The sequence below is a fragment of the Streptomyces sp. SCSIO 30461 genome (assembly GCF_037023745.1).
Taxonomy (GTDB): Bacteria; Actinomycetota; Actinomycetes; order Streptomycetales; family Streptomycetaceae; genus Streptomyces.
Genome location: NZ_CP146101.1, coordinates 3,636,166 through 3,663,006 on the forward strand (window position 1 = coordinate 3,636,166; position 26,841 = coordinate 3,663,006).

Annotated in this window: 24 protein-coding genes and 2 pseudogenes; 17 read left to right on the top strand and 9 right to left on the bottom strand. The window is 69.2% G+C overall.

All coding sequences use genetic code 11. The features are described 5' to 3' along the window. The first annotated feature begins 4 nt into the window (after nucleotides 1–4). The 4 genes from pspAB to V1460_RS16010 all read left to right on the top strand — a co-directional run bounded on the left by pspAB (nucleotide 5) and on the right by V1460_RS16010 (nucleotide 4,729). On the top strand, nucleotides 5–610 hold the full coding sequence (pspAB, locus tag V1460_RS15995; RefSeq protein WP_338674385.1) for a PspA-associated protein PspAB: 606 nt from the start codon (nucleotides 5–7) through the stop codon (nucleotides 608–610). A 96-nt stretch (nucleotides 611–706) separates the two neighbouring features. Continuing rightward, on the top strand, nucleotides 707–1,273 hold the full coding sequence (locus V1460_RS16000; RefSeq protein WP_338674386.1) for a PadR family transcriptional regulator: 567 nt from the start codon (nucleotides 707–709) through the stop codon (nucleotides 1,271–1,273). 82 nt (nucleotides 1,274–1,355) lie between these two features. Beyond that, complete coding sequence (locus V1460_RS16005; RefSeq protein WP_338674387.1) at nucleotides 1,356–3,074, top strand: acyl-CoA dehydrogenase family protein; 1,719 nt, start codon at nucleotides 1,356–1,358, stop codon at nucleotides 3,072–3,074. 209 nt (nucleotides 3,075–3,283) lie between these two features. After that, on the top strand, nucleotides 3,284–4,729 hold the full coding sequence (locus V1460_RS16010) for a glyceraldehyde-3-phosphate dehydrogenase (RefSeq protein ID WP_338674388.1): 1,446 nt from the start codon (nucleotides 3,284–3,286) through the stop codon (nucleotides 4,727–4,729). Nucleotides 4,730–4,773: 44 nt separating this feature from the next. Here V1460_RS16010 and V1460_RS16015 read toward each other — a convergent pair whose 3' ends face one another. After that, nucleotides 4,774–6,063 carry an SGNH/GDSL hydrolase family protein gene (locus V1460_RS16015; RefSeq protein ID WP_338674389.1) on the bottom strand — a complete coding sequence of 430 codons (1,290 nt, stop codon included), beginning with the start codon at nucleotides 6,061–6,063 and terminating at the stop codon, nucleotides 4,774–4,776. Between the two features lie 209 nt (nucleotides 6,064–6,272). Here V1460_RS16015 and V1460_RS16020 point away from each other — a divergent pair, with 209 nt between their 5' ends. Genes V1460_RS16020 through V1460_RS16030 form a run of 3 tightly spaced genes read left to right on the top strand, consistent with a single transcriptional unit; the run spans nucleotide 6,273 to nucleotide 9,860 of the window. Further along, complete coding sequence (locus V1460_RS16020; protein ID WP_338674390.1) at nucleotides 6,273–7,481, top strand: cytochrome P450; 1,209 nt, start codon at nucleotides 6,273–6,275, stop codon at nucleotides 7,479–7,481. Nucleotides 7,482–7,540: 59 nt separating this feature from the next. Further along, complete coding sequence (locus tag V1460_RS16025) at nucleotides 7,541–9,040, top strand: class II fumarate hydratase (protein WP_338674391.1); 1,500 nt, start codon at nucleotides 7,541–7,543, stop codon at nucleotides 9,038–9,040. A 1-nt stretch (nucleotide 9,041) separates the two neighbouring features. Further along, a complete protein-coding gene (locus V1460_RS16030; RefSeq protein ID WP_338674392.1) occupies nucleotides 9,042–9,860 on the top strand; it encodes an aquaporin in 819 nt (272 codons plus the stop codon). A gap of 75 nt (nucleotides 9,861–9,935) precedes the next feature. Here the strand turns inward: V1460_RS16030 and V1460_RS16035 are convergent, their stop codons facing one another. Both V1460_RS16035 and V1460_RS16040 read right to left on the bottom strand, forming a co-directional pair. Further along, entirely contained in the window at nucleotides 9,936–10,553 is a 618-nt protein-coding gene (locus tag V1460_RS16035; protein ID WP_338674393.1) for a hypothetical protein, read from the bottom strand. Nucleotides 10,554–10,704: 151 nt separating this feature from the next. Continuing rightward, on the bottom strand, nucleotides 10,705–11,115 hold the full coding sequence (locus V1460_RS16040; protein ID WP_338674394.1) for a Fur family transcriptional regulator: 411 nt from the start codon (nucleotides 11,113–11,115) through the stop codon (nucleotides 10,705–10,707). A 369-nt stretch (nucleotides 11,116–11,484) separates the two neighbouring features. Between V1460_RS16040 and katG the strand changes: the two genes are divergently transcribed. After that, complete coding sequence (katG, locus tag V1460_RS16045) at nucleotides 11,485–13,716, top strand: catalase/peroxidase HPI (protein ID WP_338674395.1); 2,232 nt, start codon at nucleotides 11,485–11,487, stop codon at nucleotides 13,714–13,716. Between the two features lie 89 nt (nucleotides 13,717–13,805). Here the strand turns inward: katG and V1460_RS16050 are convergent, their stop codons facing one another. Then, nucleotides 13,806–14,840: a PI-PLC domain-containing protein gene (locus V1460_RS16050; RefSeq protein WP_338674396.1), complete on the bottom strand. Its 1,035-nt coding sequence runs from the start codon at nucleotides 14,838–14,840 to the stop codon at nucleotides 13,806–13,808. Between the two features lie 227 nt (nucleotides 14,841–15,067). Here V1460_RS16050 and ctaD point away from each other — a divergent pair, with 227 nt between their 5' ends. The 4 genes from ctaD to V1460_RS16070 all read left to right on the top strand — a co-directional run bounded on the left by ctaD (nucleotide 15,068) and on the right by V1460_RS16070 (nucleotide 18,288). Next, nucleotides 15,068–16,789: a cytochrome c oxidase subunit I gene (ctaD, locus tag V1460_RS16055; RefSeq protein WP_338674397.1), complete on the top strand. Its 1,722-nt coding sequence runs from the start codon at nucleotides 15,068–15,070 to the stop codon at nucleotides 16,787–16,789. Beyond that, nucleotides 16,786–17,127 carry a hypothetical protein gene (locus V1460_RS16060; RefSeq protein WP_338674398.1) on the top strand — a complete coding sequence of 114 codons (342 nt, stop codon included), beginning with the start codon at nucleotides 16,786–16,788 and terminating at the stop codon, nucleotides 17,125–17,127. Before ctaD ends, V1460_RS16060 begins: the two co-directional genes overlap by 4 nt. 68 nt (nucleotides 17,128–17,195) lie before the next feature. Beyond that, the gene (locus V1460_RS16065; RefSeq protein WP_338674399.1) at nucleotides 17,196–17,462 is read left to right on the top strand and encodes a hypothetical protein; all 267 of its coding nucleotides are present in this window, start codon (nucleotides 17,196–17,198) and stop codon (nucleotides 17,460–17,462) included. Between the two features lie 91 nt (nucleotides 17,463–17,553). Then, nucleotides 17,554–18,288 (top strand): alpha/beta fold hydrolase, encoded by a 735-nt coding sequence (locus V1460_RS16070; protein ID WP_338674400.1) that lies wholly within the window; start codon nucleotides 17,554–17,556, stop codon nucleotides 18,286–18,288. A 99-nt stretch (nucleotides 18,289–18,387) separates the two neighbouring features. Here V1460_RS16070 and V1460_RS16075 read toward each other — a convergent pair. Continuing rightward, nucleotides 18,388–18,594: pseudogene (locus V1460_RS16075) on the bottom strand (YfcE family phosphodiesterase); the annotation flags it as partial. Nucleotides 18,595–18,798: 204 nt separating this feature from the next. Between V1460_RS16075 and V1460_RS16080 the strand changes: the two are divergent. Together V1460_RS16080 and V1460_RS16085 are read left to right on the top strand one after the other, a co-directional pair. Further along, complete coding sequence (locus V1460_RS16080) at nucleotides 18,799–19,893, top strand: acyl-CoA desaturase (RefSeq protein ID WP_338674401.1); 1,095 nt, start codon at nucleotides 18,799–18,801, stop codon at nucleotides 19,891–19,893. Between the two features lie 101 nt (nucleotides 19,894–19,994). Beyond that, nucleotides 19,995–20,177: a hypothetical protein gene (locus tag V1460_RS16085; RefSeq protein WP_338674402.1), complete on the top strand. Its 183-nt coding sequence runs from the start codon at nucleotides 19,995–19,997 to the stop codon at nucleotides 20,175–20,177. A 110-nt stretch (nucleotides 20,178–20,287) separates the two neighbouring features. Here V1460_RS16085 and V1460_RS16090 read toward each other — a convergent pair whose 3' ends face one another. The 4 genes and pseudogenes from V1460_RS16090 to V1460_RS16105 form a co-directional block, all read right to left on the bottom strand. Then, nucleotides 20,288–21,100, bottom strand: coding sequence for a hypothetical protein (locus V1460_RS16090; RefSeq protein ID WP_338674403.1), 813 nt, complete (start codon nucleotides 21,098–21,100; stop codon nucleotides 20,288–20,290). An 84-nt stretch (nucleotides 21,101–21,184) separates the two neighbouring features. Continuing rightward, nucleotides 21,185–21,491: pseudogene (locus tag V1460_RS16095) on the bottom strand (transposase); the annotation flags it as partial. Nucleotides 21,492–21,514: 23 nt separating this feature from the next. Then, nucleotides 21,515–21,811, bottom strand: a complete 297-nt coding sequence (locus V1460_RS16100) for a hypothetical protein (protein ID WP_407077616.1) — start codon at nucleotides 21,809–21,811, stop codon at nucleotides 21,515–21,517. Between the two features lie 166 nt (nucleotides 21,812–21,977). Beyond that, nucleotides 21,978–22,577 (bottom strand): methyltransferase domain-containing protein, encoded by a 600-nt coding sequence (locus V1460_RS16105; RefSeq protein WP_338674405.1) that lies wholly within the window; start codon nucleotides 22,575–22,577, stop codon nucleotides 21,978–21,980. A gap of 349 nt (nucleotides 22,578–22,926) precedes the next feature. Between V1460_RS16105 and V1460_RS16110 the strand changes: the two genes are divergently transcribed. From V1460_RS16110 to V1460_RS16120, 3 genes are all read left to right on the top strand, one after another. Then, on the top strand, nucleotides 22,927–23,706 hold the full coding sequence (locus V1460_RS16110) for an MHYT domain-containing protein (protein WP_338674406.1): 780 nt from the start codon (nucleotides 22,927–22,929) through the stop codon (nucleotides 23,704–23,706). Between the two features lie 65 nt (nucleotides 23,707–23,771). Further along, nucleotides 23,772–26,390 (top strand): nitrate- and nitrite sensing domain-containing protein, encoded by a 2,619-nt coding sequence (locus V1460_RS16115; RefSeq protein ID WP_338674407.1) that lies wholly within the window; start codon nucleotides 23,772–23,774, stop codon nucleotides 26,388–26,390. Next, nucleotides 26,387–26,824, top strand: coding sequence for a roadblock/LC7 domain-containing protein (locus V1460_RS16120; RefSeq protein WP_338674408.1), 438 nt, complete (start codon nucleotides 26,387–26,389; stop codon nucleotides 26,822–26,824). The genes V1460_RS16115 and V1460_RS16120 overlap by 4 nt, the downstream gene beginning before the upstream one ends. Nucleotides 26,825–26,841: the final 17 nt, after the last annotated feature.

Sequence of the window (26,841 nt, forward strand, 5' to 3'; positions counted from 1 at the left end):
CGCCATGGGCTTCCTCGACGCCATACTCGGCCGCAGCAAGCCGGTGGGTCCCGACCTCGACCGGCTGTTCGGGCTGCCGGCGGCCGCGATCACGCTCCAGGCGGGTGCCGGGTTCCTGCCCACCGGGGGCGGATCGGTCTGCTTCGCCGGTGTCGAAGGCGGTGCCTTCGCCAGGATCCAGGACGATGTACGGAAGCTGCTCGATGCCGACGCGGGGCGCAACGGGCCGCCCGTCGCCTACGAACGGGACGCGTACGGGTACACCTGGCTGGTGACCCGCCGCCCTGCCGACGACATGGTCTCGCTCGTCAACGACCTGCATGCGGTCAACACGCTTCTCGAAGAGGCGGGCTTCGGTCCTCAGCTGCTCTGCACGGTCGTCGGCTTCCACGACGCCCCCGTCGACAGCGACCACGGCCGCGTACTGGCGCTGGTGTATCTCTACAAGAGAGGTGCCTTCTACCCCTTCGCCCCACTCCCCGGAGCCCGCGAGAGACGCGACGACGCGCTCGAACTCCAGGTCAGGGCGCTGCTCGCGGATGATCTGCGGATCGAGCCCGACCTGGACCGCTGGTTCCCCGTATGGGGGGCGCCCGGGCTCGGGGGGTAAGCGCGCTCGAGGGTGCGCCGGTGTGCGCCGGGTGAGCCCCGTCTCATCCCGGATGCCCCTCTTGCCTTATGCAACGAGTTGCATAAGATCGGCGCCATGGCCCTCGACCACGCGATCCTCGTCTCCCTGCTGGAGAGCCCCGGTTCCGGCTATGAGCTCGCCCGCAGGTTCGAGCGGTCCATCGGCTACTTCTGGACCGCCACCCACCAGCAGATCTATCGCGTCCTCAAGCGCATGGAAGGCGACGGACTGCTCGTGGTCCGCGACGTACCGCAGCAGGGGCGGCCGGACAAGAAGGAGTACGCGGTCGCGGAGCTCGGCCGTGCTGAGCTCTCCCGGTGGCTGCACCGGCCGATCGAGCCCGAGAGCGTACGGCACGAGCTCGCCGTCAAGATCCGCGGCGCGGCCTTCGACGACCCCGCCGCGCTGATCCGCGAGGTCGAGCGGCACCGTCAGGCGCATCGCGACCGCCTCGCACGCTATCTCGCGGGCGAAGCCCGCGACTTCACCGGACCCGAGGCTCCCACCCCGCTGGACACGGGCAGGGATCTCCAGCACGTCGTACTGCGCGGTGGTATCGCCTACGAGCGGATGACCATCGACTGGCTCGACGACGTGCTCGCCACCCTGCACAGACTCGGCGCCACCCACGAGTCCCCCTGAGGCGCCGCCGCACCACCTCAGCCGCAGTACGCACCACACGCACCGTCATCGTCCGACCTCGACACACGGAAGGCGACCATCCATGGCCGACCCGCTGCTGTTCAACCCGCGCACTTACGACCCGGCGCACTTCGACCCCGAGACCCGCCGTCTGCTGCGCGCCACGGTCGACTGGTTCGAGGGGCGGGGCAAGCGCAAGCTGATAGAGGACTACCGAACCCGCGCCTGGCTCGCGGACTTCCTCGACTTCTCCGCCAAGGAAGGCCTCTTCGCGACCTTCCTCACCCCGGCCGCCGCCGCGGGCAACGAGAACCAGCGCTGGGACACGGCCCGGATCGCCGCGCTCAACGAGATCTTCGGCTTCTACGGGCTCGACTACTGGTACGCCTGGCAGGTGACCATCCTCGGTCTCGGCCCGGTCTGGCAGAGCGGCAACGAGGCGGCCCGCGCCCGTGCGGCCGAACTCCTCGACCAGGGCGAGGTGTTCGCCTTCGGTCTTTCGGAGAAGGCGCACGGCGCCGACATCTACTCCACCGACATGCTGCTCGAGCCCGACGGTGACGGCGGCTTCCGAGCCACCGGCTCCAAGTACTACATCGGCAACGGCAACGCGGCCGGACTCGTGTCGGTCTTCGGCCGCCGCACCGACGTCGAAGGGCCCGAAGGCTACGTCTTCTTCGCCGCCGACAGCCGCCACTCGGCCTACCGCCTGGTGAAGAACGTCGTCGACTCGTCGAAGTACGTGAGCGAGTTCCGCCTGGAGAACTACCCGGTGGCGCCTGAGGACGTCCTGCACACCGGTCGCGCTGCCTTCGACGCGGCGCTGAACACCGTCAACGTCGGCAAGTTCAACCTGTGCACCGCCTCGATCGGCATCTGCGAGCACGCGATGTACGAGGCCGTGTCCCACGCGCACAACCGCATCCTCTATGGCCGCCCCGTGACCGCGTTCCCCCATGTGCGCCGCGAACTCGCCGACGCATACGTCCGGCTGGTCGGCATGAAGCTGTTCAGCGACCGCGCCGTCGACTACTTCCGCTCCGCGGGCCCCGACGACCGCCGCTACCTGCTGTTCAACCCGATGACCAAGATGAAGGTCACCACCGAGGGCGAGAAGGTCATCGACCTCATGTGGGACGTGATCGCGGCCAAGGGCTTCGAGAAGGACACCTACTTCGCGCAGGCGTCCGCGGAGATCCGAGGACTCCCCAAGCTGGAAGGGACCGTCCACGTCAACCTCGCGCTGATCCTCAAGTTCATGCGCAACCACCTGCTGGCGCCGGTGGAGTACCCCGAGGTTCCGACCCGCGTCGATGCCGCCGACGACGACTTCCTCTTCCGGCAGGGACCGGCTCGCGGATTGGGTTCCGTGCGCTTCCACGACTGGCGCCCGGCCTACGACGGCTACGCCCACATCCCCAATGTCGAGCGTTTCCGCGAGCAGGCCGACGCCCTGTGCGAGTTCGTCACCACCGCGGCGCCCGACGAGCAGCAGAGTCGCGACCTCGATCTGCTGCTCGCGGTGGGCCAGCTGTTCGCCCTGGTGGTGCACGGTCAGCTGATCCTGGAGCAGGCCCGGCTCACGGAGCTGGACGAGGATGTGCTCGACGAGCTCTTCGCGGTACTCGTCCGCGACTTCTCGGCGCACGCGGTCGAGTTGCACGGCAAGCACTCCGCCACCGAGCAGCAGCAGCGCTGGGCGCTCGGCGCGGTGCGCCGCCCGGTGGTGGACGAGGCTCGTTCGGCGCGTGTCTGGGCGCGGGTCGAGGCGCTGTCGGGTGCGTATGAGATGGCCCCGTAGGCGCTGACCCCGACACCCGGGATCCCGGCACAAGCGGGCCCCTGGTCCGCCGGCACCGTCCGGCGGACCAGGGGCCTTCTGCATGCCAAGGCGCCGCCCGAGTGGCCCGAGGTGTCCACGGGGTCCAGGCGATGTGACAAGGGGCACCTACAAGATCCAAAGGTGGGCGGGTTAGCATATGAGCACCGCCTAGCTCGAAAGATAATCCTGTGACTGTCAATGAGGACTCGTTCACAAACTGGAAGAACCGCGAGGAGATCGCGGAGTCGATGATCCCGATCATCGGGAAGCTGCATCGGGAGCGGGACGTCACCGTCCTCCTCCACAGCCGCTCCCTGGTGAACAAGTCGGTGGTCAGCATCCTGAAGACGCACCGGTTCGCACGGCAGATCGCGGGCGAGGAGCTCTCGGTCACCGACACGCTGCCGTTCCTCCAGGCGCTCACCACGCTCGATCTCGGCCCTTCCCAGATCGACATCGGCATGCTCGCCGCCACCCACAAGGCCGACGACCGCGGCCTGTCGGCCGCGCAGTTCACCGCGGAGGCCGTCGCCGGTGCCACCGGCGCCAACAAGATCGAGCGCCGCGAGGGACGCGATGTCGTGCTGTACGGCTTCGGCCGCATCGGCCGGCTCGTCGCCCGCCTGCTGATCGAGAAGGCCGGCTCCGGCAACGGACTGCGGCTGCGCGCCATCGTCGTCCGTCGGGGCGGTGACCAGGACATCGTCAAGCGAGCCTCGCTGCTGCGCCGGGACTCCATCCACGGCCAGTTCCAGGGCACGATCACCGTCGACGAGGCGAACAGCACGATTGTCGCCAACGGCAACGAGATCAAGGTCATCTACGCCGGTGACCCGTCGGAGGTCGACTACACGACCTACGGCATCAAGGACGCCATCCTCATCGACAACACGGGCAAGTGGCGGGACCGCGAGGGCCTGTCCAAGCACCTGCGCCCCGGTATCGACAAGGTCGTCCTGACCGCTCCGGGCAAGGGCGACGTCCCCAACATCGTGCATGGCGTCAACCACGACACGATCAAGCCGGACGAGCAGATCCTGTCCTGTGCCTCCTGCACCACCAACGCGATCGTCCCGCCGCTCAAGGCGATGGCGGACGAGTACGGGGTGCTGCGCGGTCATGTGGAGACCGTTCACTCGTTCACCAACGACCAGAACCTGCTGGACAATTACCACAAGGCCGATCGCCGTGGCCGTTCGGCGCCGCTCAACATGGTCATCACCGAGACCGGCGCCGCTTCCGCGGTCGCCAAGGCGCTCCCCGAGCTCAAGGCCCCGATCACCGGCAGCTCCATCCGCGTGCCGGTGCCGGACGTCTCGATCGCGATCCTCAGCCTGCGGCTCGGCCGCGAGGCCACCCGCGAGGAGGTGCTCGACTACCTCCGCAAGGTCTCGCTGACCTCGCCGCTGAAGCGCCAGATCGACTTCACCAGCGCCCCCGACGCGGTCTCCAACGACTTCATCGGCTCGCGCCACGCCTCGATCGTCGACGCGGGCGCCACCAAGGTCGACGGCGACAGCGCGATCCTCTACCTCTGGTACGACAACGAGTTCGGCTACTCGTGCCAGGTCATCCGAGTCGTGCAGCACGTCTCCGGCGTGGAGTACCCGACCTACCCGGCTCCCGTGGTCTGACCCGGAGCCTCACACCGCCCTCGGTGTTTTCAGGCCGCTGCGTCTCAGAGCCGTGCGGAGGAGCCGTCGCCTGTCAGCACGGAGAGGTCCACGCTCTGCGCCATGCGCGCGTACCCTGCGTCGTTGGGGTGGAGATGGTCGCCCGAGTCGTAGGCCGGGTCGAGCCGTTCCGGGGCGTACGGGTCGCGCAGTGCCCGGTCGAAGTCGAGCACGGCGTCGAAGACCGTGCCCCCGCGGATCGCATCGTTCACCTGCTGCCGCACGGCTTCCAGGGCGGAGCTGTAGCGGCGGTGGCCCTCGAACGGCATCAGTGTGGCGCCCACGACCCGCAGCCCGCGTGCCCGTGCCCGCTCGGCGAGCATCCGCAGCGCCGCCGTCAGCTCCCGGGCATCGGCGGGTCGGGGCGGCCTGATGATGTCGTTGATACCCAGGTCGATCACCACGATCCGCACACCGGGCCGGTCGAGCACATCGCGTTCGAAGCGGGCAAGACCGCTCGGCCCTGTGCCGTCGCTGAGGATGCGGTTGCCGCTGATGCCCTGGTTGACGACGCCGTACCCCCAGCGTCCGGCACGCAGTCGGGCGGCCAGCCGGTCAGGCCAGCGGCGGTCGGTGTCCGGCGTCGAACCGGCGCCGTCGGTGAGCGAGTCGCCGATGGCGACCACCGTGCCCCGAAGGGACTGACCGAGGACATCGACGGCCGTCAGATACTGCCAGGACGAGATGCGACGGGTGTACGCGGCGCCGTCGGCGTCACGTGTCCGGTCCCCGAAGGCGAGGTACGAGGTCTGGTGGGCCCGCCAGTGAAGGGTGACCATTCCGGGCCCCGGCGCGGTGACATACAGAGTGACCAGCAGATGTCCGCCCTCGGGAACGGGAAGCCGGGCGGCGTCACTGACGACCTGGCCACCCGCTGGTATCTCGACCGACCGCTCCCCGTCGAACCGCGTCTCCCGCAGCGTGCCGGGCACCGCCAGGGCGCCGCCCGCCGCGACGGCGACACTCGCGCGCCCGATGCGCAGCGGAGCGGTGCCGAAGAGGTTGGAGAGAGTGATGCGAGCCTGACCGCCACCGACGCTGGTGCGCACGACATTGCGCACGGAGTACGCACCGGAGGGAGCCGCAACCGCCTTCCCCGGCGCGGCCGACCAAGTACCGACCCACCCGCCCGTCCCGATGGCCCGAGCCGTGGTGCCACCGCCGCTTCGGGACGCGGACAGGCCGTCGTGTTCCCTGTTGACGAAAGTGACCGCGGAGATGATGGTGCCGCAGATCAGCAGTGCCAAGGCGACGAGCGCGGCGAACAGGCCGTATCCGGCCCGCTGGATTTTCATGTGCACATCATCCGATACGACTGTCAGGAGCCGAGGGGCACCCCCCGGATCAGACTTCGCACGAACGTGCCGACCGCCGGTGTGTGAGCCGGTCAGGCGACTCACACGCGGGTCAAGGCCCGGGTCAGCCCGTTCCGGGCCGTGGGCGTGCTCAGAATGCGGGCGGGACCGGTGACTTCCCGAAGCCGGCGTGTGGAAGGAGCAGCGTGGTGGGCAACGAGACCCTGATGCGGAAGATCCTCGACTACGGCAGCCGAGCCGATCCGTATCCGCTCTACACCGAGCTCCGCAAGACGCCGGTGTGCAGGCAGGAGGACGGAAGCTACACCGTCAGCACCTACCCGGAGCTGCTCGCGCTGCTGCACGATCCCCGCCTGACCTCCACTCACGCGGAAGAGGAGGCGGCTGCGGGAGGCCAGTTCCCACCCGCGTTCATCGGTATGGACCCGCCCGAGCACGATCGGGTCCGCAGTCTCGCCATGCGCCAGTTCGGGCCGCCGCACTCGCCCCGTCTCATCGAGGAGCTGCGGCCCAGCCTCGAGACCACCGTGAATGGGTTGATCGACGCCTTCCCCGACGGGGGCGAGCTCGACCTGGTCGACTCCTTCGCCTATCCCTTCCCCGTGACGGCCATCTGCCGACTCCTCGGGGTTCCTCATGAGGACGAACCCCGCTTCCGGGAATGGGCTGACGCACTGGTCGCCTCGATCGATCCGAGGCCCGGCGAGGACCCGTCCATCAGGATGCAGGAGGGCATCGAGACCAGGAAGGAACTGGCCTTCTACATCAATGAGCTGATCGACAGCGGCCGGAGCGACACCAATGGCATGCTGACCCGGCTGGCCCGGGACCATGAGGCGGAGGGCGGGCCACTCAGCCGTCTGGAGCTGGTGGTCACCTCGGTGCTGCTGCTGATCGCCGGCCATGAGACCACGGTCAACCTGATCAGCAACGGCATGCTGACGCTGCTGCGCCGTCCGGATCTGTTCGAGCGGCTGCGCCGCGAGCCGGAGATGGCCCCCCGGCTGGTCGAGGAGCTGCTGAGGTTCGAGCCGCCGGTGCAGATCATCCCCCGACGCGGCGCGCTGACGGACATCGAGATCGGTGGCGTCACGATCCCCGAAGGCTCCGTGGTCGCCTTGATGCTGGCGTCGGGCAACCGCGACCCGCAGCGCTTCCGCGACCCGGACCACTTCGACCCCGACCGCTCCGACATCGAGCACCTGGGTTTTGGAAGCGGCATCCACAGCTGCTTCGGAGCCCCCCTCGCACGCCTGGAGGGGCAGATCGCCCTCGTCGAGCTGGTCCGCAGGCTCGACAACCCCCGCCTGCTCCAGGACCCGCCGCCCTACCGCAGCAGCGCCGTGCTGCGCGGACCGCGGCACCTTCCCGTCGCCTTCGACGGGCTGCGCCCCTGAGCGACTGCACCCATTAGGTCGGTTATGGGGCCCCGGCCCGCTGGGGAAGGAATGGCCCCATGACCCACGCGCATCCGAATTCGAACGATGGTACGGCCGTTGGCACGGCGCCGAAGATCCTGGAGCTGCCCATCGGGCTCGACGCCGCCGGGGAGCGTCAGGAGTTCGACAGCCTCGGCGAGGTGATGGTGCCGGCCGACCGGTACTGGGGTGCGCAGACCCAGCGCAGCCTGAAGCACTTCAACATCGGCCGGGACCGCATGCCCAAAGAGGTCTACCACGCCTACGGATACGTGAAGAAGGCGGCAGCCGTCGTGAACACCCAGGCCGGCCGGCTGCCGGCCTGGAAGGGCCGGCTGATCCAGCAGGTCTGCGACGAGGTGATCTCCGGAGCACTGGACGAGCACTTCCCGCTGTACGTGTACCAGACCGGGTCGGGCACCCAGTCGAACATGAACGTGAACGAGGTCGTCTCCAACCGCTGCATCCAGCTGGTCGGCGGCAAGCTCGGCTCACAGGAGCCCGTGCACCCCAATGACCACGTGAACATGGGCCAGTCGAGCAACGACACCTTCCCCACTGCGATGCACATCGCCGCGCACACGATGGCCACCGAGCGGACGATCCCTTCGTTGAAGCGGCTCAGGGACGCGATCGAGGCCAAGTCAAGGAAGTGGGCCGATGTAGTCAAGATCGGCCGCACCCACCTGGAGGACGCCTGCCCGCTGACGGTGGGGCAGGAGTGGTCCGGCTACGCGGGAGCGCTGGATGACGCGATCGCCGAGGTCGAGCACGCCACCAGGGGGCTGCTGCTGCTCGCCATGGGCGGGACCGCCGTCGGCACCGGGTTGAACGCCCCGTCCGGATTCGGCGACCAGGTGGCCGCGCAGATCGCGTCGATGACCGGTGCCCCGTTCAAGACCGCACCCAACAAGTTCACGGCCCAGGGCACCCTGGACCGCATGGTCCGTGCGCATGCCGCGTTCAAGGCGGTGGCAGTCACCCTTTTCAAGATCGCCAACGATCTGCGCTGGCTGGGCTCGGGGCCGCGGACCGGAATCCACGAGCTGGTCCTGCCCGCCAACGAACCCGGCTCCTCGATCATGCCCGGTAAGGTCAACCCGACCCAGGCCGAGGCCATGCTGATGGTGTCCATCCAGGTCATCGCATCCGACGTGGCCGTGACCATGGGCGGCGCCGAAGGGAATTTCGAGCTGAACGCCTTCCGCCCTGTGCTGATCGACAACTACCTGCACTCAGCGCTGATCCTGGCTGACATGTGCGACCACTTCAGGGAGTTCATGATCGAGGGTGCCGAGGTGAACCGGTCCAGACTGACCGAGAACATCGACCGGTCGGTGATGATGGTCACCGCGCTGTCCCCGGTCATCGGCTACGACCAGGCCTCGGTGATCTCCCACTACGCCATCGACCACGACACCACCCTCAAGCAGGCGGCGCTGGCCAATGGAGTGTCCGAGGAACTCTTCGACCGGGTCGTCGATCCGCTCGCCATGACCCGCGGAGGCACTGCGGACGTGCCGTCCGGGAAGCCGTGACATGAGCTCCGCGTCGCAGCCGAAGCCGGCCGGCCCGGTCGGCAAGGCCGCCCTGATCGCATCCGTCGGGCCACGCGGCTATGCCGACTGGACCAACCCCGACCACCGGCTGCGGCGCCTGCTCGCCGAGTTCATCGGGGTGGTGGGACTGACCTTCGTCCTCTCCGGAGGTGCGGCCGTCCTGGCCCGCTACGGCGGCGGTGTCCTGCAACCCTGGCAGGTCGTCCTGGTCCTGTCCCTGGTCTCCGCGCTCTGGCTGCTCGTCGCCGTGTACTTCCTCGGCGACATCTCCGCCCACTTCAACCCGGCCATGACGCTGGCGTTCCTGCTGCGGCGCGATATGAACCTTCGGATGACCTGCGCCTACTGGCTCGTCCAGTTCGTCGCGGCGATCTGCGGATCGCTGCTGGCCCGGGGATTCTTCGGCCCCGCGGGCCACCTCGCTGCGACCAGACCCCAACCCGGCCTGTCCTGGCAGGCCGCCGCCTTCGAGGCGATCATCACCTTCGGACTGGTGCTGATGGTGCTGTGCCTAGCCGACGGGCCCAAGCTCAACGGACCCTTCGTGCCCCTGGCTGTGGGCGCCTACATCCTGGCCTGGGGCACCATGGGAGGCCCCTTCGACGGAGCCTCCATGAATCCGGCCCGCAGCCTGGGACCCGACGTGGCCACGGGGGACCTGTCCACGTGGTGGATCTATCTGGTCGGACCGGTGGCCGGGGCCGCCGTCGCCGTCTGCGTCACGCGGTTCCTGCGCGGCCCCGCCACGGCCGCCGAAGCCAACGCCGCCGAAGGTGCGCCGCTCGACCGTGCGAGCTGACCGCGGATCACCATGCGCACTCAGAGGTGCCGCCCGGCGCCCGGGACCGGCCGGGCGCTCGCCCGCGCGGCAGGTTCACTCTTCCGTCCACCCGCACACATGGGCCTTCTGCACCGCTTCACTGGTCACCTGCCCGTCGAACCCGGTGACCAGCTCGTATTCGATGGACACGGTGATCTGCCCGTCGTAGAAGGACGCGTCACCGCTCATCAGGCTGTACTCGCCGCTGTAGCGGCCGTCGTCCGAAGTGGCCTCGACGACCTGCGCCGAGACGTCGTAGCCGCGACGCAAGCCGATGATTGTGGTGCCGCTGGAGAAGGACTTGGGGGACTGGTCCGAGGCGGGCAGCGTATACGACGCGCAGTTGCCCACCGGCTCCTCGGCCCGGCCCGCGCTGCCGCCGGAGTCCTCACCGTTCGAGCCGCTGTCCGCGCCCTGGTTCGTGGTCAGGGTGTCGTCTTCGGTGCTCTCCTCGCCGCCTGCGCCATCCGTCGCCGTGCTGCTGCCCGATCCGGCCGAGCCGTCCGAACCCGACGAAGTGGAGCGTGTCGAACTGCTCCCGGAGCCTCCGGAGTCTCCGCCGTCGCTGCTCCCGCACCCGGCGGTCAGCAGGCAGAGCGTGGCGACGGCGACCGCCGCGACGGTACGGGACAGCGGATGCCGGCGGTGGACACGCATGCGGGTGCGCTTCATGGCTTGTTCCCCCTATAGGCACTGGAGCAGCGAACTCCCTTCTACAGGCGGGTCGCAGGGCGGCGGGACGCGCCGCGGCGTTCCGGGCGGAAACCCGTCACACCTAATCGAACGGAGCGATCCGAACTCCGTAGAGCGCTTCATCCGTCGGTCAGGCGCAGGAGGGGCAGAGCCCTCGGTAGGTGACCTCGACCTCCGACAGTGTGAAGCCGAACCGCTCCTGCGCCGGGAGGGCGGCCAAGGGGTCGCCGAGCGGATGGACATCCCGGATCGTGCCGCAGCCGGAGCACACCAGATGCTGGTGCGGCCGGTGCCCGTTGGGGTCATAGCGCTTGGCTCGGCCCTCGGTCGAGACTTCCGTGACCTCACCGAGCGACACCAGCTCACCCAGGGTGTTGTAGACGGTCGCCCGGGAGATCTCGGGCAGCCGCCGCGCCGCGCGGGCATGCACCTCGTCGGCCGTCAGGTGCACATGGTCGCCGTCGAGCACCTCCGCGACGACACGCCGCTGGGAGGTCACGCGCCAGCCGCGTGCTCGCAGTCGCACCAGCAGGTCACTCATGTCCGCTCACCTGTTCAGGCTCGATGGGGCACGTCAAGCATACCTGTGCGGGTCTTGAATCCGACTGTATATGGATTAGGCATACATCTTGACTTGGACTGTGTCCATTGTAGGATCACTTCCGGTAGTAGCCAAGAGAGCAGTAGACTCCAGTACGGCAGGAGATCCAAGACATGACGGGACCTTTGCCCGCGATCGCGCCGGTCAAGCGTCCCGTCCATAGCGTGCATGTGGCTCTCTCTGTGCTCCCGTGGCGTGATTCGCATACCGGACGGGTCCGATGTCATCCGACGGTTCCGATTCCGAGATCCGAGTCCCCCTCGCCCATAGTCCCTGAGCGCGTGATTTGCCCCGTCCGGAAGGATTCCCATGTCCGAGAATCATGATGCGATCATTGCAGATGCAAAGAATGAGGCTGGTGGAGGCTGTCCGGTCGCCCATGGCAGGGCGCCGCACCCGACGCAGGGCGGCGGCAACCGCCAGTGGTGGCCCGAGCGGCTCAATCTGAAGATCCTTGCCAAGAACCCCGCCGTGGCCGACCCGATGGGCGAGGGCTTCGACTACGCCGAGGCGTTCAAGAGCCTCGACCTCCCGGCGGTGAAGCGGGACATCGCCGAGGTGCTGACCACTTCGCAGGACTGGTGGCCCGCAGACTTCGGTCACTACGGCCCGTTCATCATCCGGATGGCCTGGCATAGCGCCGGCACCTACCGGATCAGCGACGGCCGCGGCGGTGCCGGGGCCGGTCAGCAGCGGTTCGCGCCACTGAACAGCTGGCCGGACAACGGAAATCTCGACAAGGCCCGCCGCCTGCTGTGGCCGGTCAAGAAGAAGTACGGCCGGACCCTGTCCTGGGCGGACCTCATGATCCTCGCCGGAAACGTCGCCCTGGAGACCATGGGCTTCGAGACCTTCGGCTTCGCCGGAGGGCGTGCGGATGTCTGGGAGCCCGACGAGGACGTCTACTGGGGTCCCGAGACCACCTGGCTCGGCGACGAGCGCTACACCGGCGACCGTGAGCTCGAAAACCCGCTCGGCGCGGTCCAGATGGGTCTCATCTACGTGAACCCGGAGGGCCCGAACGGGAACCCCGACCCGATCGCCGCCGCCCGCGACATCCGTGAGACGTTCCGCCGGATGGCGATGAACGACGAGGAAACGGTTGCCCTCATCGCGGGTGGCCACACCTTCGGCAAGACCCATGGAGCCGGCCCGGCGGACGCCGTCGGCGCCGACCCTGAGGCCGCGCCGATGGAGGAGATGGGCCTCGGCTGGAGGAGCAGCCACGGCACCGGCAAGGGCGGCGACGCGATCACCAGCGGTCTCGAGGGCATCTGGACCTACACCCCGGTGACGTGGGACAACAGTTTCTTCGACATCCTCTTCGGCTATGAGTGGGAGCTGTTCCAGAGCCCTGCCGGAGCCAACCAGTGGCGCCCGAAGGACGGCGCGGGCGTGGGCACCGTACCCGATGCCCACGACTCGTCGAAGACGCACGCCCCGACGATGCTCACGACGGACCTCTCGCTCCGCTTCGACCCGGTCTACGAGCAGATCTCGCGGCGCTTCCACGAGAACCCCGCCGAGTTCGCCGACGCATTCGCGAGGGCCTGGTACAAGCTGACCCACCGCGACATGGGCCCGATCGCGCGCTACCTCGGTCCCGAGGTGCCGTCCGAGGTGCTGCTGTGGCAGGACCCGCTGCCCGAGGTGACCCATGAGCTCGTCGACGCCGCGGACGTCGCCGCACTCAAGGCCCGGATCCTCGAGTCGGGTCTGTCGGTGTCCCAGCTCGTGTCCACGGCCTGGGCATCGGCGTCCTCCTTCCGCGGCAGCGACAAGCGCGGCGGCGCCAACGGCGCGCGGATCCGCCTCCAGCCGCAGAGCGGCTGGGAAGTCAACGACCCCGACCAGCTGGCGACGGTGCTGCGCACCCTGGAGAGCGTCCAGCAGACCTTCAACTCGGCCCAGACGGGCGGCAAGCAGGTCTCCCTCGCCGACCTGATCGTGCTCGCGGGCAGTGCGGGCGTCGAGAAGGCCGCCAAGGATGCCGGCATCGACATCGAGGTCCCGTTCACTCCGGGCCGTGCCGATGCCTCGCAGGACCAGACCGACACCGAGTCGTTCGCGGCGCTGGAGCCCACTGCCGACGGCTTCCGTAACTACCAGGGCAAGGGCAACAGGCTGCCGGCCGAGTATCTGCTGCTGGACAAGGCCAACCTGCTGACCCTCAGCGCACCCGAGATGACGGTTCTCGTCGGCGGTCTGCGGGTGCTGGGCGCCAACCAGCGGCAGTCGCAGCATGGTGTGCTCACCTCGACCCCTGGTGTGCTGACGAACGACTTCTTCGTCAACCTGCTCGACCTGGGCACGACGTGGAAGGCGACGTCCGAGGACGCGGGCACCTTCGAGGGCAGCGAGGTCGCAACGGGCAAGGCCAAGTGGACCGGCACCCGGGCCGACCTGGTCTTCGGATCCAACTCCGAGCTGCGTGCGCTCGCCGAGGTCTACGCGAGCGATGACGCGCAGGAGAAGTTCGTGAACGACTTCGTCGCCGCGTGGGTCAAGGTGATGAACCTCGACCGGTTCGACCTGGTCTGACGGCGACGGCCGCTGTGAGCCGACGGGCTGTCCACCGGAACGTGTTCCGGTGGACAGCCCGTCGTGGTGGACCGGTGCCCCGACCCGGCTCAAGGCCGGTCGTTGAGCTCCGCGACGATCGACGCCGGAGTGTGTCCGCTGCCGTCCGACAGTCGGTGGAAGTCGACGGACACGAAGTTCGGGCTGCGGCCTCCTGCCGCCGGCCGGCACTGCTCGGCGACGCGGTTCCTCAGCTTGCTGCCGTTGTCCAGTGCGGCCGTGAGGGCCGTGGGCACATTGCGGTGGTGGCTCATCATGAACAGGCGCCGGAATCCGGGCTCCTGGCGGTCCAGGGGGATGTCCGGCCAGCGGCTGACGCACGCCACGTCGTTGCCGAGGTCCCCGAGGCTCCAGTAGTTGGACACCGTCCAGGACTTGTCGTGCATGACACCGAGATGCTCGCGGTCGGACCTGTCCGAGAAGACGAGCAGTCGCTTGCCGGTCGTGACGAGCTCGGACACCTTCGGCCATCCGTGCTGCCGCACGCCCCATTCATCAGGCCTGAACAGCATCTCGGAGAGCCCCGCGACCCGGTCCAGGGAACGACCCAGCTGCTCCGGGCTGACGTAGTCCTCCAGGAAGACGGTCACGAACTCCTCGGGGTGGGCTGCGAGGAAGTCCACCACCGTCTGCATCGTGCCGTGGAAGGACTGCCTGGGTAAGGCGTAGGTGATGCCGGCGAAGGTCTTGCACTCGCCGTGGCAGAGGTACACATCGCTCGGGTAGCAGTCGCTTCCGAAGCTGATGACGCACAGCCAGGTGCTGCGTTCGTACCAGTGCGTGTCCAGGCTCAGTGCGCGTACCCCGTTGTCCAGCTGGGCGCGCACCGACTCGGACTGGTTCACGGAACTCCAGCGGGAGTCCTCGTAGTTGGTGAAGGAGTTGTGGGTGGCGAGGAAGGCGACCTCGTCGAGCCTGCGGTCGCCCCATAGCGCGGCGGCGGATGAGGCCGAGCCCGAAGCGCGCGTGGAGTCCGGGGCGGACGGCGGCGCGGCGGTGGCGGCGGTCGCCGTACCCAGGAGGGCCAGCAGGAGGAGGCACACGAAGACGTGCCCACGCAGTCTCATCATGCTCATGCCAGTCATGCGGCGGAGGGTAGCGCGCCGGCTCCCGAAACGCTGCCCCCGTGGGCGGGGCGTGTATTCGTCCGCCAAGTGGCTCAGACCCTGTCTCCCATCGGGTGACATGGGTGCGCCGGATGGAAGACTTCTCGTCCTTGTTGGGAGAGAAAGGCACCGTAAGTGTGCGCTGACCCGGTCGACTTGAGCCGAGGCCTGCGCCGAGGCCGAGTCAGCCAGGAGCCCGCGTCGCCATGCAACCCAAGACCCCGTCCAGCGACCTGGTTGACGACGCGTACGAGAACGAGGTCCCACTCAGGTCCAGGCAGCCGGGGAATGCGGTGGTGAAGTGGCTGACCACCACCGACCACAAGACCATCGGAACCCTGTACATCACCACCTCCTTCGGCTTCTTCTGCGTCGGCGGCCTCTTCGCGATGTTCATGCGGGCGGAACTGGCGCGCCCCGGGATGCAGATCATGTCGAGCGAGCAGTTCAACCAGGCGTTCACGATGCACGGCCTGATCATGCTGCTGATGTTCGCGACGCCGCTGTTCGCCGGCTTCGCGAACTGGATCATGCCGCTTCAGATCGGGGCGCCGGACGTGGCGTTCCCGCGGCTGAACATGTTCGCCTACTGGCTGTACGTCCTTGGCTCGCTGATCGCGCTCGCCTCGCTCCTCACCCCGAACGGCGCACCGGACTTCGGCTGGTTCATGTACTCGCCGCTGTCGGATGCCCAGCACACGCCCAACGTGGGCGCCGACATGGTGATCATGGGCCTGGCCTTCTCCGGCTTCGGTACGATCCTCGGCTCGGTCAACTTCATCACCACCATCATCTGCATGCGCGCACCCGGCATGACGATGTTCCGTATGCCGATCTTCTGCTGGACCGTGCTGCTGACCGGTGTGCTGGTCCTGCTCGCCTTCCCGGTGCTGGCCGCCGCGCTGCTCGCCCTGGAGGCCGACCGCAAGTTCGGTGCCCACATCTTCGACGCGGCCAACGGCGGCGCCCTGCTCTGGCAGCACCTCTTCTGGTTCTTCGGACACCCTGAGGTGTACATCATCGCCCTGCCGTTCTTCGGCATCATCTCGGAGGTCGTGCCGGTCTTCAGCCGCAAGCCGATGTTCGGCTACATCGGCCTGGTGGCCGCGACGATCGCGATCGCCGGTCTGTCCGTGACCGTGTGGGCCCACCACATGTTCGTCACCGGTGCCGTGCTGCTGCCGTTCTTCTCCTTCATGACCTTCCTGATCGCGGTACCGACCGGTGTGAAGTTCTTCAACTGGATCGGCACCATGTGGAAGGGCTCGCTGTCCTTCGAGACACCCATGCTCTGGGCCACCGGATTCCTGGTGACCTTCCTGTTCGGTGGCCTGACCGGGATCATCCTGGCCTCGCCCCCGATGGACTTCCACGTCTCCGACTCGTACTTCGTCGTCGCGCACTTCCACTACGTCGTCTTCGGCACCGTGGTGTTCGCGATGTTCGCCGGATTCCACTTCTGGTGGCCGAAGTTCACCGGCAAGATGCTCGACGAGCGCCTCGGCAAGATCACCTTCTGGACCCTGTTCATCGGCTTCCAGGGCACGTTCCTGGTCCAGCACTGGCTGGGCGCCGAGGGCATGCCACGCCGCTACGCCGACTACCTGGCCGCCGACGGTTTCACCCTGCTGAACACCGTCTCCACGATCAGCTCGTTCCTGCTGGGCCTGTCCATTCTGCCGTTCTTCTACAACGTCTGGAAGACGGAGAAGTACGGCAAGAAGATCGAGGTCGACGACCCGTGGGGCTACGGCCGTTCGCTTGAATGGGCGACGTCCTGCCCGCCGCCCCGGCACAACTTCGTCACCCTGCCGAGGATCCGCTCGGAATCCCCCGCGTTCGACATGCACCACCCGGAGTTCGCGGAGATCCAGGCCGACGGTGCGTCGGAGCGGCACCTGAGCGGGCCAGGGACGGACCGGCGGTGAGCGGCCCCTCCCCGTACGAGGGAGTGAGAGACGGACTGCGCCGACTCGACGGCTACCTCTACTGGCAAGCCGAGCTGGCAGCAGCGCGCAGGGAAGCCGTCGCCTTCTGCGAGACGCTTCCCTGGCTCACCACCGCCGAGCGCCGCGAGCTCGAAGAGCATTACACCCGGGCGCGTGTGGACATGTCCAAGGTGATCACCCGCCGCGTCGCCGACCGATGCGTCGAACTACGCGGGGAGTACGAGTCGCGCTACCAGCGGCTGCGCCGCAGGACCGTCGTGCTCAGTCTCGTAGGCTGCTTCCTCCTGCTCATGGCCGGGGAACTGCTTCGCCGGTGAATGCCACGGCAGGGTGACGGCTCGCCTCGCGGCGCCTCGGGGCGGGCAAGTCCACGCTGTCCCGATCGATGACCCGGTTCTCCGATCCCACCGAGGGCGCCGTGTGCCTCGACGGCGTTCCGCTGCCCCGATTGCCGCTGGAGTTCCTGCGGGGCAGCGTGACCCTGCTGCCGCAGGAGAGCCTCGTCCTGCGCGGCACCATCCGCGAGAACACCGGGGCGCTCGCCGCGGCGCGAGCGCCGACGAGATCCGGCAGACTGCCGTCGACGCCGCCGCGCACGAGTGCCGATGGTAGGCTCGATCCCGCCGTGCCCCACCGCGAATCGAGGAGGTGAGACCGATCAACATGTCGACAGGTCGGGACTCCCTTCCCCGCATGGCCCGGGGAGTGCCCGCGTAAGGCAACCCGAAAGGGCTTGAGCCGCTGTGCGCTTCCTCTCTGAGACGTCGTCCGAAGGCGTCTGCGAACAACTCTTCACCCTGGGTGAGATACCCGGTGTGCTCTGGACGCCGCAAGGCGCCACCGGCACGCGCCCCCTGATTCTCATGGGACACGGCGGAGGCCATCACAAGAAGGAACCCGCCATCCTCTACCGCGCTCACCGCTTCGTGGCCGAAGGCGGGTTCGCGGTGGCGGCGGTGGACGTACCCGGCCACGGCGACCGGCCGAAGCACGAGGAGTACCACCGCATCGCCACCGAGAACCAGGCCCGGGCGGCGGCAGGGGAGGAACTGGCACCACTGGTCGCCGGTTTCCAGGCGCTCGTCGCCCGCCAGACCGTTCCGGAGTGGCGGGCCGTGCTGGACGCGCTCCAGGAGTGCGAGCACGTCGGTCCCGGTCCGGTGGGCTACTGGGGTGTGTCGCTCGGCTGTGGACTCGGTGTTCCGTTCGTCGCCGACGAACCCCGGGTCCGTGCGGCCGTGCTGGGTCTCGGCGGAGCCCTGGCATCTGCGGACGCGGCCGCGCGGGTCACGGTGCCGGTGGAGTTCCTGGTCCAGTGGGATGACGAGCGTGTGCCTCGGGACCGATGCCTGGCGCTGTACGAAGCCTTCGCCTCGACCGAGAAGACGCTGCACGCCAACCCCGGCAAGCACATGGAAGTGCCGGACTTCGAAACGGACAGCGCGCTGCGGTTCCTGACCCGTCATCTCTGTCCGTAGTCCGTAGTCCGTAGTCCGTAGTCCGCAGCCCGTGACCCCGGTGGCGCGCCGATCGGAACCTGCCCGATCGGCGCGTCAGGCGGCCGGTGCAGCTCACGGTCACTCCCGCGGCGGCAGCCGGTGCAGCGTGACGTCCGCCAACGCCCCACCGGCGAGCTCGACCGTCATGTATGTGCAGTGCGGCTGCCGTCGGCGGTCCGTCGGCGAGCCGGGGTTCAGCAGTCGCAGTCCGCCCGCCGCAGTGGTGTCCCGCGGGATGCGGCTGTGCCCGAACTCCGCCAGCAGGAGGTCCGGAAGCATCCGGGCACGCTTCGGCACATGGGTGTCGGATGTCGGCAGCAGCCGCATGGTCTCTCCTGTGGCCTGATCGGACGCGGTGGTGCTGGCCCCACCATGTGCCACAGGGACTACCCCCGGCCCGTCCGGATGGTCGCCCCATGGTTGCGAAGGCGCTTGGATCCGTACGTTTCTCCAGGTCGGAGTAGTTCCCGCCGATAGACCGGAGACGAGATGCCCCAGACCACCGTCATCGCCCGAGTCGGCGCGCCGCAATCGCCGCCGAGTGGGCCCGCCACCCGGGCAGCGGGCAGTGACTTCGCACCACTCCTGCGCACGGCGAAGCAGGAGGGCCTGCTCGATCGCCGCACCGGCTGGTACGCGCGCACGATGGCGGTGAACGGACTGGCGCTGGCAGCGATCGCGACGGGCATGGTCCTGATGGGCCCCTCCTGGTGGACGCTGCCACTGGCCGTGCCGTTGGCGCTGTTCTCGGCGCGCACCGCCTTCATCGCCCATGACGCCGGGCACGCGCAGATCTCCCCGCACCGCCGCACAAGCCGCCTCATCCAGCTCGTCCACGGCAACCTGCTGCTCGGGATGAGCCAGGACTGGTGGAACGACAAGCACAACCGGCACCACGCCAATCCCAACCACCTGGACAAGGACCCCGACGTAGCGCCCGATGTCCTCGTCTTCAGCGAGGAGCACGCGGTGGGACGCATGGGGATACGAGGCTGGCTCACCCGCCACCAGGCCGTGTTGTTCTTCCCGCTGACGACTCTCGAAGGACTGGCTCTCAAGGTCTACGGCTTCCGGCATGTCTTCGGACGGCGGCCGGTGCACCGCCGGGTGTCCCTGGGCGCACGGACGGTCGAAGGCGGCCTCCTCGTGCTTCATGCGGCCGGATACACCGCCCTGCTGCTGGCGGCACTCGCCCCCCTGCAGGCACTCGCCTTCGCGCTTCTGCACCAGATGCTGCTGGGCCTTCATCTGGGTATGGCCTTCGCGCCGAACCACAAGGGCATGGAGATGCCGGACGGGACCCACGACAGGGACTGGGGCCACTTGCAGCGCCAGGTACTGACCTCCCGGAACATACGCGGCGGCATGCTCACCGACTGGTTCCTGGGCGGGCTCAACTACCAGATCGAGCACCATCTCTTCCCGAGCATGCCGCGTCCGCATCTGAGGCTCGTCCGGCCGTTGGTCAGGGCGCACTGCCGCGGACTCGGGATGCCCTACACGGAGACCGGGCTGATCGACTCGTACCGTCAGGCGCTCGGCCATATGCAGACGGTGGGGGAGGCGCTGCGTGCCGGCGAGTGATCCGATGGTCGCTGGAGAAGACCGGCACGCCGGGGAACCGAACAGGGCGCGGGAGCGTTCTCACCACAGGTGCGGCCTCGGGGCCGCAGAGGAGGCATGAGATGTCCACAGGTGCGAAGATCGCCATCGGGGGAGTGGCCGTGGGCCTGCTCCTGATCCCGCTGATCGGGTTCTGGATGTCGCTGCTGGTGATCGTCGGAGTGCCCGCGGTGGCCTACTTCGCGCTCGACCCCTCGCAGCGTCGCCGGCTCAAGAGGATCAACCGCCGGCAGATCGGCCGGTGACGCCCGCCCGCAGCTGCACCGGCCGGGTCATACGGCTCGGCTCCCCCGGGCCGTGACCGCCCTCGCCGGGACGTTCCGCAGCCGTGACGTCCCGTCCGCACGGTCGTGGCTCAGGCCGGTCGTACGGCCATCTTGTCCAAGGCCGCCAGCAGTCCGGGCAGCTCGGGACCCCGGCCCACGGGCAGTACCTCGCCCGGTTCGTCGTCGAGGAGCACGAAAGCCATGTCGTCGGTGCGGGCCACCAGGGACCAGCCCGGTCCGTCTGCGCGGATCATGCGTGCCCCATCCGGTGCGAACGTGGACCTGACGCGTCCGAGTGGCGGGACCTCGTCCACATAGCCGTGCAGTTCCTTGAGCACCCGGCGAACGCCCTCGTGCCGCGGGCCCTTCTGCGCGCCGTCCTTTGCCGGCTCCTCGGACGGTTCGAGGGCCATCCGGTCGGCCACCCGCTGGCGCCACGTCGACCACTGGAGGGCGAGCTCGTCGGCGCCCAGTCGGCGCTGCGCGGAGCCCCAGGTGTCCGTCGGAGGAGGCACCAGGGGCGGCCGGCCCGCGTCGTCCTCAGCCGGGTCATGGGGAGCGGGGACGCCGGGCGCGGCGGTCGCGACCTCCAGCGGCCAGCCGGGCAGGACCGCGACCACGCTGCGATCGCTGGGCGACAGGTCGTAGTCCATGCCGCAGTCCCAGGACGCGATCGCCACCGCCACCAGCGAGACGTCGTCCACGACGACCGTCCAGCGGGCGCCATCGGCGTCCTGGCCGATGACCAGCCCGTATCCGTCGCCGTACGGTTCGAGTCCAAGGGACACGCACGCCTCAGGAAAGTCGTCACCGAGCACACTCGGGAACTGCGCGGGCGTGAGCAGCAAGGCCGTCAGCACATAGAGCGTGTCGTCGTCGGCGACCTCTTCCGTCCCGCCCACCGCGCCCTCCCCTGTCCGTTCGTTCGTCGGCGCACCCTAACCAGGGGGTGGCCCCTCCGTCGAGTACCTGAGCTTGTTCTTTATCTACCAAGATCTTCCGGGCTTGCCGATGGCTTTGAGGGTCTCGGGGCGTTTGACGGTCTTGCCGACGTCGTAGCGGGGTGCCCGGTGTTTGTTCTTGGCCCCGAAAGGCCGTCCGGGTCCTGCCCCTCGTGGTTTGGGAACACGGGCGGGGCAGGCGAGGTGAGCGCGGATGTTCCTGGAACCCCCGGCGGACCCGGGCCGGCGTGAGCCGGTGGGAGACGGCGGGCTTCTCCCATGGCCGACGGAGGTCCTCGGCGAGCGGGCGGGCGAGCCGGAGCCGGGTGTGGGCGACGATCAGGAGGCGGAGAGAACGACCGGACGCCGAGGAGGTCAGGACACCGGCAGCCCGAGGAGGCCGCGGGCCACGGCCCGAGGCGACTCGTCGCGCTCGCGGGCGATCGCGATGACGGCCCGGCAGGCCAGCTCGTTCACACCGAAGGACAGTGCCTCGGGCGACACCCAGCCTGACGCCTCGTCCATGCCCTGCTGATCGTCTTCGGCACACGCGGACACATAGGCCGCCGCCGCTTCGAACAGGTTGTGCTGCCGTGCTCGTGCGGCAGGAGCCGGGGCTGCCTTCCGCCCCTCGTTCCGTCCGCCGGCGAACAGGCCGCGGATCCTCTCCATCGCTCCGCCGATCACTCTTGGCCCCCTTCCGACCGACGCGGCCGGCGCTCGTCCAGCCGACCACTCACTCACCCGTTTCGCGGACACCTGTGCGAGGAGTCTGCCCGGTTCCGGCCCTCGATCCACACGATCGGGGGCGTTTGCGGAGCCACTTCGGCTCTGCGGTTCAGTCCCGGCGCACCGCCAGGGCCAGGAAACGCTCCTCCTCGTCGACGTACGAGAGCAGCCGCCAGCCCGAAGCGGTCAGCAGTCGGGTGAGCCGGGGCTCGGCCCGCAGGTCGTCGTCGGACAGCTCCCTGCCCTGACGCGCGGCGAGCGCGGCACGCCCCAAGGGGTGGAACAGCGCGAGCCGCCCTCCTGGGCGGACCACACGCGCCAACTCGCGGAGATCAGCCTCCGGCCGGGACAGATGGCCGATCAAGCCGGCGGCGAACACCGCGTCGAGAGACTCCGCGCGCAGCGGCAGCCGTGCCACGTCGGCGAGCAGCAGGGTGCCCGGCCCGCCCCGGCCGGCATCGTTCGCCGCGGCCAGCATCTGCGGTGTGAGATCGACTCCGATCACCGTGCCGTCGGGCCCGACGGCCTCCCGCAGCAGGTGCAGGGCCCGCCCCGTGCCGCAGCCCGCGTCCAGGACGGCGTTCCCCGGGAGCAGCCCGAGTGCGGCGACGCCGTCCGCGAACGCCGGCCCGTCGTGCGGGAAGCGCGTGTCCCAGTGCGCTGCTCGCGCACCGAAGAACTCCTGGATGTGTGCTCGGTCGTCGGCCATGAGGACATGATTCCGCACTGGCCTGGGAACGTGTGCCCGAAGAGTCGTGAAGTCGGTGGCGCGGCAGCCCGGGAGGTCGCGCCACCGGCCGGTGTCTGTGCCGCGAAGGCGGTTCCCGCCACGCGGCGCCGGAGACCGATCCTGGCTGAGGCGCGCCGCCACGCGGACCGCACATCGGCGGCGGTGGCGCCTCACTGGGCTGCCGCATGGCCGCTGTGCGCAGCCGAAACGATCTGGGCACCTGTTCGGGCTCGGTGCGATCGTTCAGTAGCGTCTCTCTGTCATATTCCAACAGCTTTCGAAACGCGCACCCGCCCTGCGCCCCTGCCGGGACTAGCGTCCCTGAGCCATGGGACACCTGGACCACGCCACTTTCGGCTGGCTGACGCCGGTGCTGTCGTACCTCATGGCATGCATCGGCGCCGCACTCGGACTGCGCTGCACCCTCCGGGCCCTGGAGACGAGAGGCGGTTCCCGGCGCAATTGGCTCATCACCGCCGCGTCCGCCATCGGCAGCGGCATCTGGACCATGCACTTCGTCGCCATGCTCGGCTTCGGTGTGGTCGGCACCGACATCCGGTTCGACGTAACCCTGACCATCCTCAGCCTGCTGGTCGCCATGGGCGTGGTGGGCGCCGGTGTGTTCGCCGTCGCCCACGGCCGCCACCGCGTCCGCGCCCTGCTGCTGGGCGGGCTCACCACCGGACTCGGCATCGCCGGCATGCACTACCTCGGAATGGCTGCCCTTCGACTGCACGCGACATTGCGATACGACCCCTTGCTGGTCACGCTCTCCATCGCCATCGCGGTGGTCGCCGCGACCGCCGCACTCTGGGCCGCTCTCAGCATCACGGCACCCATCGCGGTCGCAGCCGCCTCACTCGTCATGGGCGCGGCCGTCAGCAGCATGCACTACACGGGCATGCTCGCAACCACCGTGCAGGTCGAGCCCTCGCGCGAGGAGCTGCCTGGAGCCACGGCCATGCAGTTCGTCTTCCCGCTCGCCGTCGGCCTCGGGTCGTACCTCTTCCTCACGGCCGCGTTCGTGGCCCTGTCTCCCACGGCACGTGAACGCGCCGCCCACGCCTCGGCCGGGCGGACCCCCGGACCGGCCGCCACACCGCGCTGACGCAGGCACCAGGCGCTTATCGGCACACACGCCGCACCCACCGTCCCCTCCGGAACGAAGAGGCCATGGGCACACCCCGCAGCACCCCCGGCGCAGGTACGCCACCACCGCCCGGCGCCGCCCAAGGCGGGTCCGGCGCACCGCTCATCCGCGGGCGGCGCGCCCATGCGGGGCCCCCAGCGGACGAGCAGTTCGAAACGGCGCTGGACCGGGGATGGGCCTCAGGGGCGCCGGGCGCCCGGCGCCCCCGAGAGCGCTGGAGTCCGCGCCCCAGGACCGTACGCGCCAAAGTCATCTCCCTGCTGATGGTCCCTGTCGTCTCGCTGCTCGCCCTCTGGGGCTTCGCCATCGTCACCACAGCCCAGGACGCCGCTCGGCTGCGCCAGCTCCAGGACATCGAAGAGCACGTCCGCCGCCCGGTCGGTGAAGCCCTGTCCGCACTGCAGGACGAACGCCGTGCGGCGCTGCGCCGGATCGCAGCCCCCACCCCGGAACATGCCGCCGACTTCCGGCGGCAGACCGATGCCACCGACGCCGCCTTCGCCGCGCTCGCGCTCGGCGACACCCACACCATCGCCGATGCGGGGGACCTCCCGCCGGCTGTCGCGGACCGCCTGGACGCCCTCGTCACCGCGAGCGCCGGGCTGCCCGTCCTGCGCACCAATGTGCTCGGCCGCAAGCCCGATTGGGACCGGGCATTCGAGCAGTACACGGCAGCGATCAGCGCCGCCTTCGGGGTTCACGGCGCCCTTGCGGGCGGCCGGACCGCGGCACCGGGCGCCTACACCCGCGTACTCGTCGAGTTCGGCCGCGCCGCCGAGATGCTCGCCCGCGAAGACGCGCTGTTCTCCGCGGCGCAGACCCAGGGGACCTTCGGCGCCGAGCGCAGAAGGCAGTTCATCGGAGCGGTCGGGGCCCGCCGCGCGCTCATCGAGGCAGCCGTCGGCGACCTGCCTGCGCCTGACCGGGCCGCATGGAACGCACTCACCGTCCAGAAGGCCTACCGGGCACTCGAATCGGCCGAGGGCGGCGTCGTCGACGCCCGATCGGACCGGCGAGCCGCCCAGGCGGTGTCCGCCGAGGCCTGGGACTCGGCCCACGGCGCCGTGCACACGGCCATGCGCGACATCGAGGAGCACGTCAGGACCGGTACGCCCACCACGGACGATCCCTTCGCAGGCAGACTGCGCACCCCGGCCGGAATGGCCGTGCTCTTCGGCCTTGTGGCGGTCGCGGCAGCGCTCGTCATCTCCGTGCGCATCGGGCGTGCTCTGGTGCTCGAGCTCGTCAGTCTCCGCAACACCGCCCTGGAGATAGCCCGGTACCGGCTGCCCCGGGCCATGCGCGTGCTCCGCTCCGGCGAGAAGCTCGACGTCCGGGCGGAGGCTCCCGAAGGCCCGCCACCGCGGGACGAGGTCGCCGAAGTCGGCGAGGCGCTGCGGACCGTGCACCGCGCCGCGCTCGACGCCGCCGTCGAGCGGGCCGAGCTCAGCCGGGGGATCTCGGGGGTCTTCGTCAACCTCGCCCGCCGAAGCCAGGTCCTGGTGCACCGTCAACTCAATCTGCTCGACAGCATGGAACGGCGCGCCGAGGATCCCGACGAGCTCGGCGACCTGTTCCGGCTCGACCACCTCACCACCCGTATGCGCCGCCACGCTGAGAGCTTGATCATCCTCTCCGGTGCCGCGCCCGGGCGTGCCTGGCGCACGCCCGTACCGCTGACCAACGTCGTCCGCGCCGCCGTCTCGGAGGTGGAGGACTACGCACGCGTCGAGGTGCGACCGCTCCCGGAGGCCGCGGTCATCGGCACCGCCGTGGCGGACCTCACCCATCTCCTCGCCGAACTGATCGAGAACGCGACACAGTTCTCACCGCCGCACACCAGGGTCCGGGTCAACGGCGAACCCGTCGGCAACGGCTATGCGCTCGAAATCGAAGACCGCGGCCTCGGCATGGGCAAGGAGGCGCTCACCGAGGCCAACCGACGGATCGAGGAGACCGAGGCGCTGGATCTGTTCGACAGCGACCGGCTCGGACTCTTCGTCGTCAGCAAGCTCTCCGCCCGTCACGACGTCAAGGTGAGACTGCGGACATCGCCCTTCGGAGGGACCGCCGCCGTCGTGCTGCTCCCGAACGCGCTCCTCCAGGACGTGTCTCCGTACGACGAAGCCGATTCCGGTACGGGCACCGGCAGCGTCCCCGAAGCCGCAACCGAGGCCGCAACCGCGGTAGCACCGGGAGTCGATGCCGTCGTGGGAGCCCAGCCGTCGGCCGCATCGCCCCCCGGCGTCATCGCGCTGCGTGCGCCGAGCCGCACTCGCGCGGTGCATGAGGCGGCCGGCCCACAGACCCCGCCCCGTACCACGCCTCCTACGGCACCGCGGCGCGCGCCCGTCCCCGGGGCGGCGGACGACACGGCGGCTTCAGGCGTGCTTCCCCGGCGTGTCCGGCAGGCTCATCTGGTGCCCCAGTTGCGAGCGGCCCGCGATCCGGAGGCTCCCGTCGCGGAAGCGGCCGGGTCGGACGGCAGTGCTGCTTCCGACCCACCCGATCCCACCCCTGAGCAGGCCAGGGAACGCATGGCCGCCTTCCGCGCAGGCTGGACCCGCGGCGGCGGCAACACTCATGTCCGTGAACGCGTCGACCGCGCACTCGACGAAGCAAACGAAGGAGACGACACATGATCGACCACGGGAGGATCGCCCCGGAGCACGCCTCCGGGGAACTCGACTGGCTGCTCGACGACCTGGCGACGCGGGTGCACGGTGTCCGGCACGCGGTCGTCCTGTCCGGCGACGGTCTGGCGGTGGGAGCGTCCGACGGCCTCATCCGCGAGGACGCCGAGCACCTCGCGGCCGTGGCGTCCGGATTCCACAGCCTGGCCAAGGGAACCGGACGCCACTTCCGGGCCGGCTCCGTCCGTCAGACCATGGTCGAACTGGAGCGTGGCTTCCTCTTCGTGGCGGCGGCGGGAGAAGGCTCCTGCCTCGCCGTCCTCAGCACCGCCTCCGCAGACATCGGTCTCATCGCCTACGAGATGGCCCGCCTCGTCAAGCGGGTGGGCGAGCATCTGCGCACACCGCCGCGGCTATCCGCCACCCCGCCCACCGCCGGCTGACCGGAGAGAGGCACCAC

Coding starts and splice junctions, on each gene's coding strand:
- V1460_RS16115 (WP_338674407.1), top strand. CDS start 23,772: ATGGGCACACCCCGCAGCACCCCCGGCGCAGGTACGCCACCACCGCCC.
- V1460_RS16105 (WP_338674405.1), bottom strand. CDS start 22,577: ATGGCCGACGACCGAGCACACATCCAGGAGTTCTTCGGTGCGCGAGCA.
- V1460_RS16030 (WP_338674392.1), top strand. CDS start 9,042: ATGAGCTCCGCGTCGCAGCCGAAGCCGGCCGGCCCGGTCGGCAAGGCC.
- V1460_RS16100 (WP_407077616.1), bottom strand. CDS start 21,811: ATGGAGAGGATCCGCGGCCTGTTCGCCGGCGGACGGAACGAGGGGCGG.
- V1460_RS16015 (WP_338674389.1), bottom strand. CDS start 6,063: ATGAAAATCCAGCGGGCCGGATACGGCCTGTTCGCCGCGCTCGTCGCC.
- V1460_RS16005 (WP_338674387.1), top strand. CDS start 1,356: ATGGCCGACCCGCTGCTGTTCAACCCGCGCACTTACGACCCGGCGCAC.
- V1460_RS16050 (WP_338674396.1), bottom strand. CDS start 14,840: ATGACTGGCATGAGCATGATGAGACTGCGTGGGCACGTCTTCGTGTGC.
- V1460_RS16120 (WP_338674408.1), top strand. CDS start 26,387: ATGATCGACCACGGGAGGATCGCCCCGGAGCACGCCTCCGGGGAACTC.
- V1460_RS16110 (WP_338674406.1), top strand. CDS start 22,927: ATGGGACACCTGGACCACGCCACTTTCGGCTGGCTGACGCCGGTGCTG.
- V1460_RS16065 (WP_338674399.1), top strand. CDS start 17,196: ATGACCCGGTTCTCCGATCCCACCGAGGGCGCCGTGTGCCTCGACGGC.
- katG (WP_338674395.1), top strand. CDS start 11,485: ATGTCCGAGAATCATGATGCGATCATTGCAGATGCAAAGAATGAGGCT.
- V1460_RS16040 (WP_338674394.1), bottom strand. CDS start 11,115: ATGAGTGACCTGCTGGTGCGACTGCGAGCACGCGGCTGGCGCGTGACC.
- V1460_RS16025 (WP_338674391.1), top strand. CDS start 7,541: ATGACCCACGCGCATCCGAATTCGAACGATGGTACGGCCGTTGGCACG.
- V1460_RS16035 (WP_338674393.1), bottom strand. CDS start 10,553: ATGAAGCGCACCCGCATGCGTGTCCACCGCCGGCATCCGCTGTCCCGT.
- V1460_RS16085 (WP_338674402.1), top strand. CDS start 19,995: ATGTCCACAGGTGCGAAGATCGCCATCGGGGGAGTGGCCGTGGGCCTG.
- V1460_RS16080 (WP_338674401.1), top strand. CDS start 18,799: ATGCCCCAGACCACCGTCATCGCCCGAGTCGGCGCGCCGCAATCGCCG.
- pspAB (WP_338674385.1), top strand. CDS start 5: ATGGGCTTCCTCGACGCCATACTCGGCCGCAGCAAGCCGGTGGGTCCC.
- ctaD (WP_338674397.1), top strand. CDS start 15,068: ATGCAACCCAAGACCCCGTCCAGCGACCTGGTTGACGACGCGTACGAG.
- V1460_RS16000 (WP_338674386.1), top strand. CDS start 707: ATGGCCCTCGACCACGCGATCCTCGTCTCCCTGCTGGAGAGCCCCGGT.